Source organism: Dapis brunnea BLCC-M229, from assembly GCF_050015995.1.
Taxonomy (GTDB): Bacteria; Cyanobacteriota; Cyanobacteriia; order Cyanobacteriales; family Microcoleaceae; genus Trichodesmium.
This window is the reverse complement of the sequence record NZ_JBNHEP010000067.1, coordinates 1-18,666: the sequence shown is the minus strand read 5'-3', so window position 1 is coordinate 18,666 and position 18,666 is coordinate 1. Positions and strand designations below refer to the sequence as shown.

Here is an 18,666-nt window from a genome sequence, read left to right as displayed (position 1 = left end):
CTTACATGAAAATGGTGCTTTTTGAGTTGAGAACAGAAAATTAAATATTTGAGGGAAAAGATAACAGTTCAAACATGACAATAATTTTAATTTAGCTTAAATGAATCTAGAAAAGTTACTACTGCTCCAGCTATTTGATTATTTTTTGCTGTTTCACTTGCACCGATAATATGTAACCGTTGACCTACTAAATAGATTCGGAATGTAATAGTTTCAGCGTCATTTTTCAAGACGAATTCTCTACCTGGAATATCTCCTAAATTATAGGAGCGATCGCTACTCAATTCAAAACCTGTTACATTAACAATTTTCTTTTGAAACTTGGGCAATATATTTTGTTTATTGGCTAATTGTTGACTGTTTAAAATATCAGAATAAGCCACTACAAATCTTGCTGATGCTGGATGACTGGCAAATACTTTAAATTTAATTTTTCCCTTCTCAGTTTCAATGATTTCTGTCTCTTCAGTCATAGTTCCAGCAGGCATCCAGATTGAGAAACCACCTTCTTTAAAAATAATATTTTGCCACTGTATTTCTCCTGATTCAATTGTTAATATTGGCTGAGGATTTTGTTGTTCTAGTTGTTTTATTTCTTGCTCCATTTGGAGTCGTCCTTTGTCAAAAAAGTCGGGACGGTTATCGAGAAAACCTTGAGCTTGTATAGTAAGCATACTCTGGCTAGAATTAGATAAATTAGAGTTCCAACTACTAAAGCTAGTGAAGAAGGAAGAAGAAAGAAGGAAGAAGGAAGGAAGAAGGAAGAAGGAAGAAGAAGACAAAAATCTATTTAATGGCAAACACATAACTTCTTTGTTTGATCAAGTTTTATGTTAAATAAAGATATTTATAAAGTATAGCCTTAAGAGCAGGGTCTTATTGCTGAGAGTTGACCACTAATAGCTGAATGCTTACTAATAGTTTCATAATTTTTCTAGATTTAAGGATTTTTCACGATTGCTCTAGACTGATTATCTTGAGATATCCATTATACTTATGCTTTAAGCATTTCCGTGCTGGAATACTCTGCAAACAGCTAGCTTCCTAGGTCGGAACTGTATTTTTCATGTCACATAGCGAAACAGCTCAAGTCAAAACTATTGGTTGTGAATGATTTTAATTTTATTAATGTCCTAACACTTTTTTGTAGTGCTATACTAGCAACTATGTTAGAATATTTGGAGTATTTTCGGAAAAATTTTATCAGGGGATTACATTGTCAGAAAAAATATTTAAACCAAAACATCCTTTTCTCCGTTTGCTTAACTATGGAAGTAGTTATAAGACTCAAATTTGGCAAGCGGTTATCTGTTCAATTTTAAATAAGATTTTTGACCTAGCACCTCCAGTTTTAATTGGTGCTGCAGTGGATGTTGTTGTCAAACAAGAAGATTCTCTAATTGCTCAATGGGGAATCAAAGATATTTTTGGGCAACTTTTGGCTTTGACATTTCTTAGTTTAATTGTTTGGGGATTAGAATCAATTTTTCAATATGCTTATGAGCGAATTTGGCGGAATTTAGCTCAGAATATTCAGCACGATCTACGCATTGAAACTTATACTCATTTACAAGATTTAGAATTAGCCTATTTTGAAGAACGTAGTACAGGAAATTTAATGGCAATTTTAAATGATGATATTAATCAGCTAGAAAGATTCTTGGATGTAGGGGCAAATGAAATAATTCAAGTAACAGTAACAGTGATAATTATTGGTGGTGCTTTTTTTGTTTTAGCTCCTAGTGTCGCTTGGTGGGCAGTATTACCAATGCCGTTTATTATTTGGGGTTCAATTTGGTTTCAAAAATTTCTGGCTCCTCGTTATGCTGAAGTTCGAGAAACAGTCAGTTTATTAAGTGGGCAATTATCTAATAATCTCTCAGGAATTACTACAATAAAAAGCTTTACAGCAGAAAATTATGAAGTAGGAAGAATTACTAGAGAAAGTGAAGCTTATAAAACCAGTAATAGAAGAGCTATAACTTTTTCTGCTGCTTTTGTACCTCTAATTAGAATTATAATTTTTATCGGTTTTGTGGCAACTTTATTATTAGGTGGATTAGAAGCAGTTGCTGGTAGATTAGCCGTAGGTACTTATAGTGTTATGGTATTTTTAACTCAACGATTATTATGGCCTTTAACTCGTTTAGGACAAACTCTTGATTTATATCAAAGAAGTATGGCTTCTACGAATCGGGTGATGAATTTATTGGATACTCCGATTACTATTCATCCGGGAGATAAACCTTTATCTGTTGAGTCGGTTAAGGGAGAATTAGAGTTAGAAAATGTTACTTTTGCCTATCAGGAAAATTTTCCAGTCGTGCAAAATATTTCCCTGAAAATTCCAGCAGGAAAAACTATTGGAATTGTCGGTTCAACAGGTTCTGGAAAAAGTACGATAGTCAAATTATTACTGAGGTTTTATGAAGCTCAGTCAGGCAAAATAACTCTGGATGGAATTGAAATAAATCAAATTAATTTACAAGATTTACGGCGGGCAATAGGTTTAGTTAGTCAGGATGTATTTTTATTTCATGGAACTGTGGCAGAAAATATTAGTTATGGTTCTTTTGATGCAACTTTGCCAGAGATTATTGCAGCAGCTAAAATTGCTGAAGCAGATGATTTTATTAATAAATTACCCCAGGGTTACGACACTATTGTTGGGGAAAGAGGACAGAAATTATCAGGAGGTCAAAGACAACGAATTGCTATTGCTAGAGCAGTGTTAAAAAATCCTCCTATTCTGATACTTGATGAGGCAACTTCAGCAGTGGATAATGAAACTGAAGCAGCTATTCAAAAGTCTTTAGAAAAAATCACTCAAAATCGGACAACTATTGCTATTGCTCACCGTCTTTCTACAATCAGAAATTCCGATTGTATTTATGTCATGGAATACGGCAAAATAGTAGAATTTGGTCGCCATGAGGAACTATTAGAAAAATCAGGAATTTATGGTAGTTTATGGCGGGTACAATCTGGTTTAAGATTAGTAAGTTAGAATTTTATAAGTAGTAGCTTCGAGGCTATTTATAAGATATTTTTTTCCTCAAATCTAGCTTTAGCTTATAAAGCTAATAGTTATAATAGGTCGCCATTACTTCTAGGATATTCTCAAACTGTTAAATTTAGTAATAGCAAGAATATAGGGGTAAATAGCCATTCGTTCCTACTTCTAACTAAACAGATTTTTCTCGGCGCTAAAGCGCAACTACAAACAGTATCTAAACAGGTATAGCATTTTATGTTTAGTGTTTGATTACAGTCTTATCTTAAACACTGGTTAACTTTAGATATAAATTATGATGGAATTTAATAACAATCCAACAAATCAAAATAAAAATAATTGGCAACATCAGTTAGATAAATTTGTGAAAGCTAATCAAAAAGAATTAGCTGCTTTAGCATGGGGGCTAAATTTAGAAAAGGGAGAAACTGATGAAACAATTGGAATTGATTTAAAAGAAACACCAAAATTTGTTTATTGTTCAAAAGCAGCTATAGAAACATTAAACCGTAATGTTGATGGTAAAATTCAGGAAATTTTAGGTTTGATAGATGGTTATAAACCAGAATTAGAAGTATTAATGATTGCTATTGGTGATGGTCAAATTAAATTAGTTTATTTTCAACCAGAAATATCTCCACCTAATTGTTTTGAGCAATTAGGTCAGAATGTAGATGCTTTATTAAAAATATTAGAAACAGGAATGAGCCAGTCTATTAACTGATAACTGAAATGGTTGCCAAATAATTAAGGTATAAAGCATTTATATTAATGGAAAAAATAGAAAAAAATCATTTTACCCAATCATATTTTGTAAGAGTTAATTCCTAATTTAATTAACCAGGCATTCACAATTGGCAGCAGTAAAATGCTAAGAGAATTTAGGAAGAAAATGAGTTAGAATAAAAGTATACTGGACTTACACATCTAAAATGGTGCAATAGTAGGGGCGGGTTCCAGATTAAATTAACGAATTTAAACATCAGATCAAATAAATCCGCCCGAAAATCTAACACACAAAATTAGCTGTGTCATTCTACTACCAGTTTGCGACTAAAAGCTGATAGCTAGTTAAAATTCAACATCATCATCCAACTCAATCTCTTCATTTTCTTCTGGTTCATCTATACCAAGATTACTATTTTCAGACTCAAAAATATGAGAATTAATAGATAAATCTAAAGACTCAGATGTTGCAGGTAAATCAGTTTTATCTGCCGATTTAATTAATTCTATATCTACTATTTCTCCCTGAAAAAAATCAACTATACGACGAGTAGCGATCGCCACAGTCTTTCCTTCTCTTTCAGAATATTTTTCCTGTTCCACCACATCATTCAACTGTGGTTTAGACACAGGAACCTGTGGAATAATTTTGTTTTCTTTCTGGGAGTTTATCGGAGCGGATGGTGGGGAAATTTCTGGTTCATCTTCTGGAATTTCATCATCAGAATTAGAAGTTTCTTGTTCTCTATCAGGTTGAGTTTGTTGATTGTATTTTCTAGTGGAATTTGTAAAATTTGTATTTCTATTTTGGGGAGAATTATTATTTCTAGGATTATCAAGCTCTATTTTTACCTTGATTTGCTTATTCAAAACTTTTTCAAAAGCAGCTTCTATAGGAGCAATTCTCTGATTTGCCATTATTTGTAAAGGTTGAGTAATCATGCTGACACGAGCAATCTGATTATCAAAAAATATTAACTTTCCATGGTCACGAAATAAAGGTTGAATACTTGGTTTAATCTCGGCAAGTACTCGTTGCCAAATTTCCTCTAAATTCTGTTCTTCAGGATTAATATTAACCGCTTCAGAACTAACTACATTTTCCTCGCTTTTTGATGCAGCAGGAATTTCTTTTGCCTCCGATATTTTTGGTTCTGGAGGTAAAGAAACAGATGGTTTTGATTTTACTTGCGGTGAAGTTTTTGGTGTAGTTTGAACCGGAATATTTTTACTTACTTCTCTAGTTGTTTGTTGTTGGGGTAAATTTTCAACTGTTACTCTTGAAGTTGCCAATGCAGAAGGCAATAATCCTAATAAAGTTACCTCCAACCATAAACGAGGTTGAGTAGTATTTTTAATTTGTACTTCCGATGTTTGTAAATGCTTTTGACCAGCTAAAATAGTGCTAATTTCCCACTTTTGGGAAAATTGACAAAGTTCTTCCCAAGTAGGTTTTGTCAACGCTACTAAATTCTCACTTGTTGGTGCAGTTTTTGCTATTAATAAATCTCGGTAAAATGCTGCCAAATTTTGCAATACAATAATTGGTTCCCGACCCCGATCCATAATTTGACGAGTACATTCCAATACCTGAGTCGAATTATCAGAGGCGATCGCTTTTAGCAGTACCATCAAATCTCGTTCCGGTACCGCCCCCACCAGATCCCAAACTCGTTCAACTGTAATTTCACCCGCTAACAAACTCAACTGATCTAGCAAACTCTCTGCATCTCGTAACCCACCTTGAGCAATTTGACCTACCATCTGTATTGCTTCAGTTGTAATATCAATTTTTTCGGTAGTAGCAATATGATGTAAGTGCTTCACCATTGCCTCCAAAGGAATTCTGCGAAAGTCAAAACGTTGGCAACGGGAGATAATAGTTGCTAATACCCTCTGAGGGTCTGTGGTTGCCAGGATAAATACCACTCGCTCTGGTGGCTCCTCCAAAGTTTTGAGCAAAGCATTGAAGGCGGACACAGACAACATATGGACTTCATCTATCACATATACTTTATACCGACACTGCACAGGTGCAAATTGGGATCTTTCAATTAATTCCCTAATGTTGTCCACACCAGTGTTGCTGGCAGCATCAATTTCTATCACGTCCAGAGTTGACCCTTTTGTAATTCCTACACAAACATCACAACTGCCACAGGGAGTTGGTGTCGGATGGTCATGGAAAAGACAATTGAGAGATTTGGCAAAAATCCGAGCGCTGGAGGTTTTGCCTGTGCCTCTGGGTCCTGTGAATAGATATGCTGGGGCAATTCGTTGAGTATGGATGGCATTAGTGAGAGTTTGGGCGATCGCGTCTTGACCCACTAAGTCTGTGAAGGTCTGAGGACGATATTTATGATGGAGAGGTTCGTAGGCCACAATTAGGAATAGGAATTATTTCGGATATTTAGTTAAACTCAAGTGATAATTAATACAACTTTACTAGATTTTATTCTGTATAAATATTTATATATTTCAAGAAATATTTGAAAATTTGTATATTTTATTGAACTTATGTTAAGCAGTATATCTATAAATTATAAGATAGTAGCTCAAAGATTGAAAATATCTCAGGTAATTTTGTACGATCAAATCAAATTAATGCAGGTCTAGTTTACATGATAGTTATTAAATTATCAACTAATTTTGAGCTAAGTAGTATTAGTAGTCTTTGTTTTTTGATTAACTTGCTTAAAACTTCTGACAATTTTTAGGGTATTAATTTTGACGAGACTGTAGGACTTATTTAGGATTACACAATCAATTTATATCTTACCGAAAAATAAAGGTATAAAGCCTCTCCTTTTAAGGAGAAAAAGCGGTCGGAAAGCGCAGCATTCCGTCAGGATGGGATGGCGAGGTCTCCTCGCGAGCCTCCAATCGACCAAGACAGCGCTCGGAAAGCTGAGCATTCCGTCAGGATGGGATGGGGAGGTCTGCCGCTCTTTGCAGAGCCGCGAACGCTTTTCATGTCGCGCAGCGTTAACGCGCGTTGTGCGGAACGCTAAACGCCATATCCAATCGACCAAGACAGCGCTCGGAAAGCGGAGCATGGAGTAGGATGGGATGGCGAGGTTTCCCGAAGAGTCCAGAGGAGCTGCCTCTTGCCTCCTCCGGAGGAGCTGCGCTAACAGAGGAGCTGCCTATGCGCAGAGGAGCTTCGCTAACGCTAACGCTTTTCATGTCGCGTAGCGTTAACGCGCGTTGTGCGGAACGCTAAACGCCATATCCAATCGACCAAGAGAAGAAATAATATTTCCTTATATTAAATCTGATGGTTTTAACCAGAGGTAATTATCCATTATCAATTAATGAAAGGCCATCAAGTCAACTTATCTAAGAGTGTATATTGTACCTATAGCTGTGGTTATTTTCAACAACCTATAATTTTTAGGCCAATCAATAGCCTCAACTACCTACAAGTATAAATATCAGGAATTTATTCTGAAAATATTAACTCCTAGATTTTTACCTTAAATCCCTGTAAATTCATTGTTAAATTCTCTGTAGAGCCTATGTTAACACCAATTATTTTTGTGGAACCAAAGTTAGCCCAAGCCTCCCCAGCACCAGAACCAAATTTGCCAAAAGGAGAATATATTTGGATGGGTGCATCTGGATTACTCTTAGTATTGGTGATTATTTTGGGTATATTTCACCAAGCAAAAATGAAGCAATTTAATAAGAAACTTAGTGTAGAAGAATTTAGAAATAAAGACCTCCAGCAAAAGTATAAATTAGCTCTAGGGACCATAGCGAAAATGGAAAAAAATCCTGACCTAATCCATTCAAGAGATTTTAACTTAGACTACTTAAGAATGCGGATGGCAGAGGAAGTTTTCCACTTTGCTATTGTTAACCAAATTAAGGTAAAAGTTAAACAACAAATTAGTGTTGCACTGCGCCCTACTCCAGTAGCAGCAGGAGAGAAAATCAATCCAAGTGGGCGACAAGTTGATTCGATGTTTGAAGTGGAATATGAGACCGGAGAAGTCGGTAAAGATATGAAAAAAAGAGTATTATTTCGGGTATCAATAAAACTGACAAAATTACCAACTCAGGCAACTTCTCAAACTATTATTCAAATAATTGATTGTTTAGAAACCTATCTTAGTCCTAGTGATGACCATGATAATTGGACTCCTACAATTCAAGGTCGAATTGTACATATTGATTGGGATCAAAAAGCTAAACCAACACCTTTGTTGGTACTAGAACAATCTCATGATGGAGTTCTATTTCGTACTAACAGACCTTCAGCTAAAAGTGCTACTCCACCACCACCACCAAAACCACCCGCACGTAAAAAAAATCTCTCTAGAGGGGGAACAAAACAATCGACAAAAAGCAAAACAAGCAAAACAAGCAAAACAAAAGGTTTAACATTACGAGGCACAAATTCAGAAATAATTAATTAAATAAGGAAGAAGAAAACTCGATAAATAAATGGCGTAGTACTGCCCGACTTTTGAGCTGTTTGGAAATTTATTAGGGATGCTTTTGGCGAAAAGTAAAATTATTATACTCAAAAATCTTTACCTCTTTTCTGTGTAGCAGTATTAATTTCCTTGCTGGTATTTAATTTTTTTCAGTTAATTTATTTAATTGTTGTTAAATATACCTGGGTTCAATAATTAATAATTAATAATTAATAATTAATAATTAATAATTACCTCTTCTTATAAAGAAGAGGATTGCCTAAAAGAAATTTTTTTCTTTTTTCTCCATAAATGGAGAGGCTTTATACCTGAATTTTTCGGTAACAGACGGCCATCTTATATCTGAACAATTCCTAACGGGACCTTTTAAAATGCAATAATCTTGGGTGACAAGTAATATAGTTGTGTTTTCTTTTATAGCTAAATTTTGTATGATTTCAACTATATTTCTACTAGATTTACTATCTAAAGTAGCCGTGGGTTCATCTGCTAATACTAATACCAATTCACTTTAAATGTCAAATAATTGCCTCAAACCTTTCTCTTGTCAAAGTTTTTAGCCTATCCAATCTAACTTCATAATTCTGAATTCTGAATTCTGTAAAATGGTATAACTTAGGTTTACTTACCTTAGCATGAGTAATCGTCACTCTTTACTTTTGCCTGCCAGATAAATTATTAGGGTAGCTTACTACTCTTTCTCCTAATCCTACTGCTGAATTCATTGCCGATATTGGTGTACAAGTAGTGATATTCTTAAAAAATTTAAGTGAGTAAGCAAATACTATTCCTCTTTTATTTTACTTTTGTCGTGGTAAATGGTATAGCAATCCTATTTAAGTTGTAATATTTTGGTGGCAGTTAGGAGGAACGATGACCGAGGACCGAGTCAGAATTTACTCATGTTTTCAGCTCAAATTAACTATTATAAAAATTGTCACAATCAATGCGCGGATTGCTATATGTGTAATGCCATTTTGAAAAAAGAATGTTATCAAAATTTATTGATAGGAAACAGGAATTTGTAGCAAATATTTATCCAAATGGTATAATAACAGTTAAAACTTAAATATTGGGAATAATCTTACTCTCTATACTCATAGTTGAAAAAATATCTGCTGAGTCAGCCTGTTGTAATTTACACATTGCGATCGCTCCCGACAAACAACAGATCAACATTGTTAATATCCAAACTAAAAGAGCCTTTGAAACTGTGATGATTATTGGTAAACTTGTAGCATTTCCTATCTTCTGCGGATTGAATAATTTCTAGGTTAACAACAAATACCATACTATATTACTGTTTTCACATCAATTTAGGCATTGTCAGATTAAAAGATGAATTATAGGGAAATAGAAGGTAATGAATCAGTAGCCGAATTGAGTGCTTTAACATTTCAACAGACTTGGAATGCGCACAATGCGAGCGCGATGTAACCGAGCTAAATAATGAGGTAAACGTGTATTTTCTCTCTCTACACGAGTCATATAAGTCTTACTAACAATGCGATCTCCTACCGGAATAAATTTGGTCTAAACTGGATTACCATCGCTCACTCAAAAGTAACATTGCCACGCCCGAAATAGTCTGCCATAGTACCATAATCTGTAAAATCTACAATTATCTGTTCTATTCTTGCTTCTACCTGGCAACGTCGGCGTTATCCAGTTCACAAGCACACGCGGTCGTTTGCTGTTGCTTCGCAAAACTGGCGTAACGCAACTAAGATCCCGAAAGGTGGAACGCGGAGCGGAGATCTAACTGAGCGCCGAAGCTAGATTTAAGCTAGCATTCAAATCTCGTTCGCGCTAGCGTTGCGATTGCTCCGCAACGGTCATCCGCAATGTTCACACCTCAAAACAAGCCCCGCTCAAGACAGATACTCTTTAACAAAAGCACAATTAGAACAAGTTTTAGAGCGAGTTACCATCGCTCAACTACAATTAGTTGGAATATAACTCACACTTGTACTCTAGCTGTCTTCTAATCAAAAAAACTATTCGTAATTTTCTATCTAATCAATAATCAGGGATGTCAAACAATACAGTGGTTAAATAATCATCTGTCCATTCTGACCCAAAAGCTTTTTCCAGGACTCGACGAGTTTTGTCATTTTGTCTCTGTTGAGTGGAATAATGGCGTTGAGATTTGAGAATCTCAATTTGTTGTTCTCGAGTAACGGGTTTTTGGGCGATCGCTTGCTGGCAATGTATTTCTAGGTAAGATTCCACTATCGATAGGAATTTTTGTTCTTCCTCTAAACCAGTTGGTCGTATAAATAGACAAAATTCAGAAAATATTTCGCCCCATTTTGGGAGTTCCCGAGGATGAGAAAATTCTTTTATTGGTAAAGTTTGAAGTTGATAGTTATAGACTTCTGGTAGTTTTCTGTCTTGGCTTAAGGGTGATAGATCGACTACTGCTGCACTTATTTGGCCTTTTGACCCTACTAAATCTGTACCAAACATAGGTAGGGCATAACTTGTTCTGGGAAACATAACACAGTGCAATATATCTAGGTTTTGGCCTATTTTTGCTAGTTCTAGATGTAACTTGCGGAACTGGGGAGTTTGATAGCATTTGTTTTCAATTGTTAGTTTTTCCCCTTCCAGACGGCCTTCTACATAACCTAGCTCCGCAGGTAGGTAATATGGTTCTAGGTCTAGGTAGCGTTGCCAAACTGCTTCTATGGTGTCTGCTAGTTGGCATACTAAGGGATTTTGTTGTTCTCGTATAGATGGAATTGATGTTTTTAACATTCTCGTTATGGGCCACTTAATTGGGGTCTTGTTATATTGACCTTTTTTTAGATTTTAGATAATTTGTTGATTAGTAATTTATATATTATTAGAATCCCACAATTGTGTCTCAATTATTCAAGCTTAAAGTCACAAGCCAAAAGTCAAAATAAAAAAGTCACAAGTTAAAGGTAATTGATGATTTATATCCAGTAGACATAGGCGTGAAAAAGATAAAGATATCGATTTTTGGCTCGAGCAGCTCCAGAATGCACTCATGCAAGAGCCACTCATGCAAGATATTTTTAGGAAAAAGAAACGAAAAATTATTTCATGGGTGAGTTTGACAACTCTATTGCTGTCAATTGCAATGGTTAAATAAAAGGCTTGTTTATTTTTACGCCTATGTCTAGTAAATGAACATTGACAGTAACGAGAAGTTGCTTCCTGTATTGAGAATATTGCGATCGCTACATAACATATGATGGTCGTTTAATTTATAATTTTTTCAATTCTTAACATAGTCGATATTATGTCGATATTATATTTTCCTAAATACTAAATTATCTCCTAATAAGAATTTCAGTGAAGTTTTTATTATATGGTAAATGCAACTAAAATTTAACCTATATTTACAATATCAAAAGTATTGAACAGTTATTAAGTGAAGTTTCATTACATTAACTTGCATAGTTGATTAATAGTGCTAAATTATAAATATGAAGAAGTAAATAAACTTCTTTGACAGATGCACAAGAGTTGAAATGATAACTAAGGAGGTAACAAACAAACTGTTTAATCCATCGCTCATCTGTCTGTTCAGACATCAACAGCAACCGACTGTGGTTGATATTTCCTCAAATTGTTTTAGGGGAGCAATGAACTCAAATTTTTGAAAGAGTCTAACTCTATTTAACCTTTAATCATACAGAGGAAATCACTCAGCTAAGGAGGTAAAAAAAGCTGTTCTATTTTAAGTCTGTCTCAATACGAAACCACAATAACACCCATCTAAAAAGCGAATACTTCCTACTAATAATATCAGGAATACTACAGTAAATTTAAGACTGTATAATTCCAAGACCTGAAGAGGAAAAGAGGAAGTAATGTAGTGAGTATAGGTGGGTGTTGTTATATGAAAAAGATTGCTTAATAACAACAATATTATTGTGATATTAAATTGAAAATAATCAAATTTTTCATGTCAATAATTGAAAAGTAAAGTTTAGTAAAGTTTCCTTGTAATAATTAGGAAAAATGTTAGATTAGTAATTGAAGCAGTAAAGCTTCAAATATTCATAACCCGATCTTCTTAGCAAGAAGGTAAAACTCCGAGAAGGATGCCAAAGGCACAAGTATTGGTTGAGAAAGAGAAAGGTTGGGATCAACCTTGATTTTCGGTTAAGCCGTTAACATACAAATAAGGAGGAAAAAACAACACTGCTAAGTCTAGTTATGTTTCTGATTCAAAGAACAGGAACTCCTTTGTTAGGGGCTAATATTTTCTCAAGTTTGAATGGTATTGGGAGTAAAAAATTCTCAAATTTATGTTTGAGTTTCACTCCATTTCAAATTTAGTAAAATAGAGGAAATAATTTTAGCAACTCAGGAGGTTACAACTCTGTTAAATCCAAGAAAATATGTCTCGTTAAATACTCAAAAGCAACACCTAGATAGAAAACTGATACTTCCTTAAGTGGTAGAAAGGGAGCAAGGTAACTAAGATTAATGGCTTAGTACATCTCCAGATATCATCCAAAAATGGAAGGAAGTCACTCAGTGAGTAAGGCTTAGGTGTTGTTTTTTGGTAGTCCTCAACAAGTGATTCTTTTTCATCCGCCAAGAAATAAATTTCTAGACTGCACAGCAGAACTCATCTAAAGATGACTAAAAGTAGCTGATTTATTATGGCTAATTAATGAGACTTGATATAATAGCTTGAACTAGTAACAGAAACAGACGGTTAGATAATCATAGATTTTACTGATTATTATAATTTTTGAGAACGGATTAAATTAATGCCGCGAATTCAGAAGATCAATCTATGAATTGACTGATGGATGGGGATTTGAATCACAAACTTTGTTCCCTGTCCAACTTCTGAAAAGCACTTGAGTTGACCCTTATGTTTTTCTATAACGATTTTATAGCTGATGGACAGACCCATACCCGTTCCTTTACCTACAGGTTTTGTTGTAAAAAACGGGTCAAAGATATTCTGTCTAATATGTTCTGGAATACCACAACCATTATCTGCGATCGCAATTTCTACAGATTTTGAATCAATTACAGATGTACGAATTACGATCTGATTCGGGTTATCCTGAATTTGTTGATATGTAAGCTTCGCATTAGATTCTTCTAGAGCTTCAATGGCGTTTGCCAGAATATTCATAAATACTTGGTTTAGTTGGCCAGAATAGCATTCTATAGGAGGTAGTTTGTCATACTCTCGGATTATTTGAATCTCTGGACGTTTAGGTTGAGCTTTGAAGCGATGTTGCAAAATCATTAGGGTGCTTTCAATACCCTCGTGAATATCGACAGCTTTGAATTCAGCTTCATCTATACGAGAAAAATTTCGCAGCGACAATACTATTTCTCGGATACGTTCGGTACCTATTTTCATAGAAGCGATCGTTTTAATTACGTCTGACTGGACGAATTCTAGGTCAACATCTTCAGCTTGCTCTTGAATCTCATCAACGGGATGAGGGTAGTTTTTTTGATAGAGTTCCAGAAAATCTAAGAATATTTCGGTATATTCCTCCATGTGAGTGAGGTTGGCATAAATAAAATTAAGAGGGTTATTAATTTCATGGGCAACTCCTGCAACTAACTGTCCTAGGGCAGCCATTTTTTCTGATTGCACCAACTGAACTTGGGACTGCTGCACCTGATGTAAAGCTTGCTTTAGTTCTGCTGTACGTTCGGCTACTTGATGTTCTAAGTGTTCCGTGAGGTGATATAATTTTAACTGTGTTTTCACGCGGGCAATTAATTCTGCTTCTTGAAATGGTTTAGTCACATAATCAACTGCTCCTAAACTAAGACCTTTGACTTTATCAGTGGAATCACTAAGAGCTGTCATAAAAATTATGGGTATATTTTGAGTGATCTTAGAAGCTTTGAGACGGCGACAAGTTTCAAAACCATCAATACCAGGCATCATTACATCAAGGAGAATCAAACTGGGTAAACTTAATTCTGCTTGACTAATAGCTAATTCACCATCTGTGGCGATCGCTACTTCAAAGTCAGCATCATTTAAGGCTTCTGAAAGAACTGCTAAGTTGGCAGGAGTATCATCTACTACTAAAATTAAATCTGAATTATCCATAATACTAATTTAATAAATGTTTGTTACAAATGGTAGGGACGTTGCATGCAACGTCCCTACAGAAGCAGGAAGAAGATAGATATAACTATCTAAAATAAATTGGAGTAGCTATTTTTCAGTATATTTGTTCAAGACCCTCCTTTTTGTAGCATTCTTTTTTTTGGCGTTGCTGATTTTAGGTATTAAATTGCTCATAATGTAAGTTTTGAGTCCAAAATTAAGAGTGCAAATCATACCTATAATCTACCCAAAGTTAAGGAAAAAACTCCTTCCTACCTCCTGACTTCTGACTCCTGAGTCCTGACTCCTTTTTTATTATTTGATTTTTCTAGAGATTCTTGAATAAAGATTGTAATTTTTTTAATTTCAAAGTCTTTAGCTTGCTGAACAATACGATCAACAAAGGTAGCATAATCTTGATTTTTTTGTTCTAAAGTTTGAGCTGCTGCTACTAACTTTTTTAATCTACCTTGTTGAGCAAGTTGAAATAAGTTTTCCAGGTCTGCTAGTGGGGGTAATACCATATCCGTGTTAGTAGTTTCTGTTTTGCTTTTGCTAATATTTTGGTGATGTCGTGACTCAGTAGCATCAGGAGTAAGAATAGATTCATATTTCCAGGTAATTTGTAAATGTTCTTGTAGTAGCTTAAACAATTCATCTGCTGCTACAGGTTTCTCTAGGAAAGAATCGCCACCAGCATCCAAACTCTCCTGTTTATCCATTGAGGAAACAGATGCAGAAGAAACAATCACTGGAGTCGCCTTAAGTATTTCCGATTCTCTGATTTGCTTGACAAAGGTATATCCATCCATGACTGGCATCATTAAATCAGTAATAATTAAGTTTGGCTGCAACTGATTAGCCTTATTCAAACCATCTTCCCCATTTTCTGCTTCAATCACATTAAATTTTAGTGGTTCCAGTAACCCGACAATTACTGAGCGGTTTTCCCACTTATCATCGACAACTAACAAAGTTTGCGACTCCCCTTCATAACCAATTAATTGCTTTTCGGTGTTAGTCATAACTTTATGCTGCCACTCTTGCGCTAGAGGAAAATCGACTTCAAAGGTAAAAGTGCTGCCCACTCCTAATTCACTTCTAACTTGAATCTCGCTACCCATCAGACTGAGAATATTATGAGTAATAGCAAGTCCTAATCCAGTTCCTTCAGCGTATCGTTTCCCCTCACCAACTTGTTCAAAGGGTTGAAAAATTTTTTCTAAAGAATCTGGACTCATGCCAATTCCTGTATCCTTAATCTGGAAACGGAGTCTGACTTTATCTTCAGGTATTTGATCTTCAGTTTGTTTTTGTACTGCCATAGAATCAATTACCTTTACCCTAAATGTCACTTTACCCTTTTGTGTAAATTTAGCAGCATTTCCTAATAAATTAATCAATACCTGACGTAATCTTTTAGGATCGGTTAAAATACCTTCTGGTAAATTGGTATCTGGTAGGTAAACAAAATTAACACCTTTTTTTTCCGTCCGAAGGCGAATAATTTCCCCAATTCCTGGGAGAAAAGATGGTAAATGAATCGGTTGTGGTTGCAATTCTAGTTTGCGGGCTTCAATTTTGGAGATATCCAGGATGTCATTAATCAGTGTGAGTAAATGGGAACCACACTGGTGAATAATCTTAATTCCTTTTTTTTCTTTTTCTCCCCAGGTCTGGGAACGATTGAGGATTTCAGTATAACCTAGAATTCCATTGAGGGGGGTACGGAGTTCGTGACTCATATTAGCTAAAAATTCGCTTTTGGCCTGATTAGCAGCATCAGCAGCTTGTCGCTTCTTTTCCAATGAACAGTAAGATGCAGCTAATTTAACTGCCATTTGATTAAATTCTTGGGCTAATTTCTCAATTTCATCACCAGTCTGAATATCCAAACGATAACTTAAATCCCCCATACCTAATTTTGTTGCACCAATTTGCAGGGTTTGAATCGAGCGAATTACTGGTAACAGTGTTAGGGAAAACTGACCAATGAAAATCAGCAACACTACCCCAATTAAACAGTAGGTAACAATAGTTGCATTTCGCTTAAATTGCATCGCAACTTCTTGACTAACAGCATCTTTTTGCCGTACTTCCTCCACCAAGGAGTTAAGGAAAAAGAGAATATCATCCTCGAATGAGTTGATAGCTTTGACATCTTGCTTGATCCGAGAAGTAGAATAATTTTTATCTTGTATAATATTATTCACTAAGCGGACAAGAAATTCATGACGACGACCTATAACTTCTGGTTTTTTAGATTCTGGTATTAACTGTTTAATCTCTTCCAAATTGGTCAAAAATTTTGACATCTCTTGCTGATAGATGTTCATATAAACAGCACTGCGATTAAGCAAAAGATAGTCTTTCAGTGTGGAAGTTTGCTTTTCTAGAGAAAGCTTAAGTTGTTGACTTTTACGAACTGCTTGATTGGTATGATTGCGGGTTTGGTCTATGGATTTTTCTATCCGTGTAATCAGGAGTGTACTACCTCCGAGTAAAGCAGCTACTAATCCCACAGAAATTGCTGTCGAAGCGATAAATTTAGTCAGAATCTTCATTTTTCGGGTACTGTCATAGACTTCAGACGGGTGTAGATTTGTCGTATTTCCTCAAAGTCAGAATCTTTAGCTAAGGTATAACCAGCAGATTCAGTACCACTTACATCTACAACACCTACCGGAGCATCTATCAATGCTTCTTGCAGTTGCTCGATCGCTTCGGGGGCGAACTTCTTGGTATTGATAACTATGGGGGGGGCAGGTATGGGGTTTGACTCCCAGATAATTTTGTAATTAGCATCAAGTTTTCCTGATTTTTGACTCCGCAGGAAAGATTCCTTATCGTTAGTGACTGCATCTACCACACCATCTACTAAATCTTCTGTTGCTTTATCGTGACTGCCAGAGTAGCGAATTTTAGAAAAATCTCTTGTGGGATCGATATCCGCAGTTTCCAAGCTATTCATGGGTATCAGGAACCCAGAGGTAGAAGATGGACTAACAAAAGCAAACCGTTTACCTTTTAAATCTTGTAGAGTTTTAATATTTTTGGTAGTATTAGCAATAATTACGCTAGTATACCAAGGTCGGCCACTCACTCTATCTATGGGTATAACCAACGGTTTGATATTAGGATTGCGTTCATTAGCTTTGATATAGGTAAGAGCAGCTAAATATGCCATATCTACCTCTTCTTTAACAATCAAATCAACTGCTTCTGCGTAATTTTTCGTGATTTGGAAATTAACCGGACGTTTGAGAATAGTTTCTAGATATTCAGCTAAAGGTTGTAATTTTTCTTGCTGCTTTTCGGGGCTTTGCCAAGGAAGCACCGCTACCTGTAAAGGCTTACTAATAGGGGGATTAGGAGAGGAAATTTTTTCACCTTCAGAAGATTCATTAGAAGAAGTTGAAGTACAACTAATAGCAATGCCGCTAATACATAAAAGTAAGCAAAATACCAGGGAATATCTGAGAAAGCGATGTTTTGGCCACAAAATAAACTTCATCAATACAACCTCTTTGATAATTCTGGAAACTCTGAAAACTGAGTCTTTTCAATAGGATACTTTTAATATATTATACGCTATTCTTGGTTTAAGTAGACCAGCATAATAAAATGTCACTATGTCCCAAGGGACTCGAATAGAGTAGAATATTTGCACAGGAATATCTATAAAATTAATCTTAAGGGTAAGAGCAATTTGATCAATGTTTGCTACAAATATTTAGGGTGTTTTTAGAAGTCAGAATGAATATATTAGAATATCATTTATTAGGGTTTATTTTAGTTTCTTAGTCAAAGATATATCTAAATATCATGTCCGTTTAAATAGTTATAAATAACGAGGGAGGAGTCAGGAGGGAAGAAGGAAAAAAGAAAGTATAAAAATAAATTTTTTTTTGATTACTAATTATTATAATATGATATAATAGCAATTATTTTAAGTCTTATTATTATTTGGTAACATACTTTTTTGAAGCTTGGTATAAGCTAAGAAACATTTATATTTCAGGTAGTCCTGTAGATCTAGTAATTATATCATGTGCCCCCTCCGGGGGAGCTACGAATTGCGGATAATCACTTATAATAAATTTTTTGTTTGTAGTATAGCTCTCAGCCCGAACTGTAGATAGGGCTGAGAGCTATACTACGAACTTTAATTATATATAACTATTTAACCGAACATAATATTAGAGGTAGGGAACAGTTAACTGGAAACAGGGAACAGAAAGTACCATGATTTATTAGTTTCAAAAAAATTGTATTCAATTAACTACTTGACTTTTTTTAGGATATCACTACTTGTACACCACTACCATATTTCATATTGCCTTACTGAAAAAATTAGAGACTGTTTGTAAAACAAATCTTAAGAAGACCCAGAGCTTTTAGCAGCA

The 18,666-nt window shown here is 35.2% G+C and carries 10 protein-coding genes and 2 pseudogenes; 3 read left to right on the top strand and 9 right to left on the bottom strand.

The genetic code is table 11. The features are described 5' to 3' along the window. Window positions 1-86 precede the first annotated feature (86 nt). The gene (locus tag ACP6PM_RS07880) at window positions 87-674 is read right to left on the bottom strand and encodes a hypothetical protein (protein ID WP_426583421.1); all 588 of its coding nucleotides are present in this window, start codon (window positions 672-674) and stop codon (window positions 87-89) included. A gap of 542 nt (window positions 675-1,216) precedes the next feature. Between ACP6PM_RS07880 and ACP6PM_RS07875 the strand changes: the two genes are divergently transcribed. Together ACP6PM_RS07875 and ccmS are read left to right on the top strand one after the other, a co-directional pair. Further along, entirely contained in the window at window positions 1,217-3,007 is a 1,791-nt protein-coding gene (locus ACP6PM_RS07875; RefSeq protein ID WP_426583419.1) for an ABC transporter ATP-binding protein, read from the top strand. A 301-nt stretch (window positions 3,008-3,308) separates the two neighbouring features. Then, window positions 3,309-3,737: a beta-carboxysome assembly chaperone CcmS gene (gene ccmS / locus ACP6PM_RS07870; protein ID WP_426583417.1), complete on the top strand. Its 429-nt coding sequence runs from the start codon at window positions 3,309-3,311 to the stop codon at window positions 3,735-3,737. A gap of 347 nt (window positions 3,738-4,084) precedes the next feature. Here the strand turns inward: ccmS and ACP6PM_RS07865 are convergent, their stop codons facing one another. Beyond that, complete coding sequence (locus ACP6PM_RS07865; RefSeq protein ID WP_426583416.1) at window positions 4,085-6,121, bottom strand: DNA polymerase III subunit gamma/tau; 2,037 nt, start codon at window positions 6,119-6,121, stop codon at window positions 4,085-4,087. Between the two features lie 1,136 nt (window positions 6,122-7,257). Here ACP6PM_RS07865 and ACP6PM_RS07860 point away from each other — a divergent pair. Beyond that, on the top strand, window positions 7,258-8,160 hold the full coding sequence (locus ACP6PM_RS07860; protein WP_426583414.1) for a hypothetical protein: 903 nt from the start codon (window positions 7,258-7,260) through the stop codon (window positions 8,158-8,160). Between the two features lie 280 nt (window positions 8,161-8,440). Here the strand turns inward: ACP6PM_RS07860 and ACP6PM_RS07855 are convergent, their stop codons facing one another. From ACP6PM_RS07855 to ACP6PM_RS07825, 7 genes and pseudogenes are all read right to left on the bottom strand, one after another. Next, on the bottom strand, window positions 8,441-8,686 hold the full coding sequence (locus tag ACP6PM_RS07855) for a hypothetical protein (RefSeq protein WP_426583412.1): 246 nt from the start codon (window positions 8,684-8,686) through the stop codon (window positions 8,441-8,443). Between the two features lie 801 nt (window positions 8,687-9,487). Further along, window positions 9,488-9,708 (bottom strand): annotated as a pseudogene (locus tag ACP6PM_RS07850) (IS1 family transposase); the annotation flags it as partial. 492 nt (window positions 9,709-10,200) lie between these two features. Continuing rightward, the gene (locus ACP6PM_RS07845; protein ID WP_426583410.1) at window positions 10,201-10,941 is read right to left on the bottom strand and encodes a phycocyanobilin:ferredoxin oxidoreductase; all 741 of its coding nucleotides are present in this window, start codon (window positions 10,939-10,941) and stop codon (window positions 10,201-10,203) included. A gap of 2,008 nt (window positions 10,942-12,949) precedes the next feature. Next, window positions 12,950-13,909 carry a sensor histidine kinase gene (locus tag ACP6PM_RS07840; protein ID WP_426583491.1) on the bottom strand — a complete coding sequence of 320 codons (960 nt, stop codon included), beginning with the start codon at window positions 13,907-13,909 and terminating at the stop codon, window positions 12,950-12,952. Next, window positions 13,886-14,260 (bottom strand): annotated as a pseudogene (locus tag ACP6PM_RS07835) (response regulator); the annotation flags it as partial. The pseudogene ACP6PM_RS07835 and the gene ACP6PM_RS07840, both read right to left, overlap by 24 nt. A 272-nt stretch (window positions 14,261-14,532) precedes the next feature. Further along, window positions 14,533-16,824: an ATP-binding protein gene (locus ACP6PM_RS07830; protein WP_426583408.1), complete on the bottom strand. Its 2,292-nt coding sequence runs from the start codon at window positions 16,822-16,824 to the stop codon at window positions 14,533-14,535. Beyond that, complete coding sequence (locus tag ACP6PM_RS07825) at window positions 16,821-17,774, bottom strand: substrate-binding domain-containing protein (protein WP_426583406.1); 954 nt, start codon at window positions 17,772-17,774, stop codon at window positions 16,821-16,823. Before ACP6PM_RS07825 ends, ACP6PM_RS07830 begins: the two co-directional genes overlap by 4 nt. Between the last annotated feature and the right edge of the window lie 892 nt (window positions 17,775-18,666).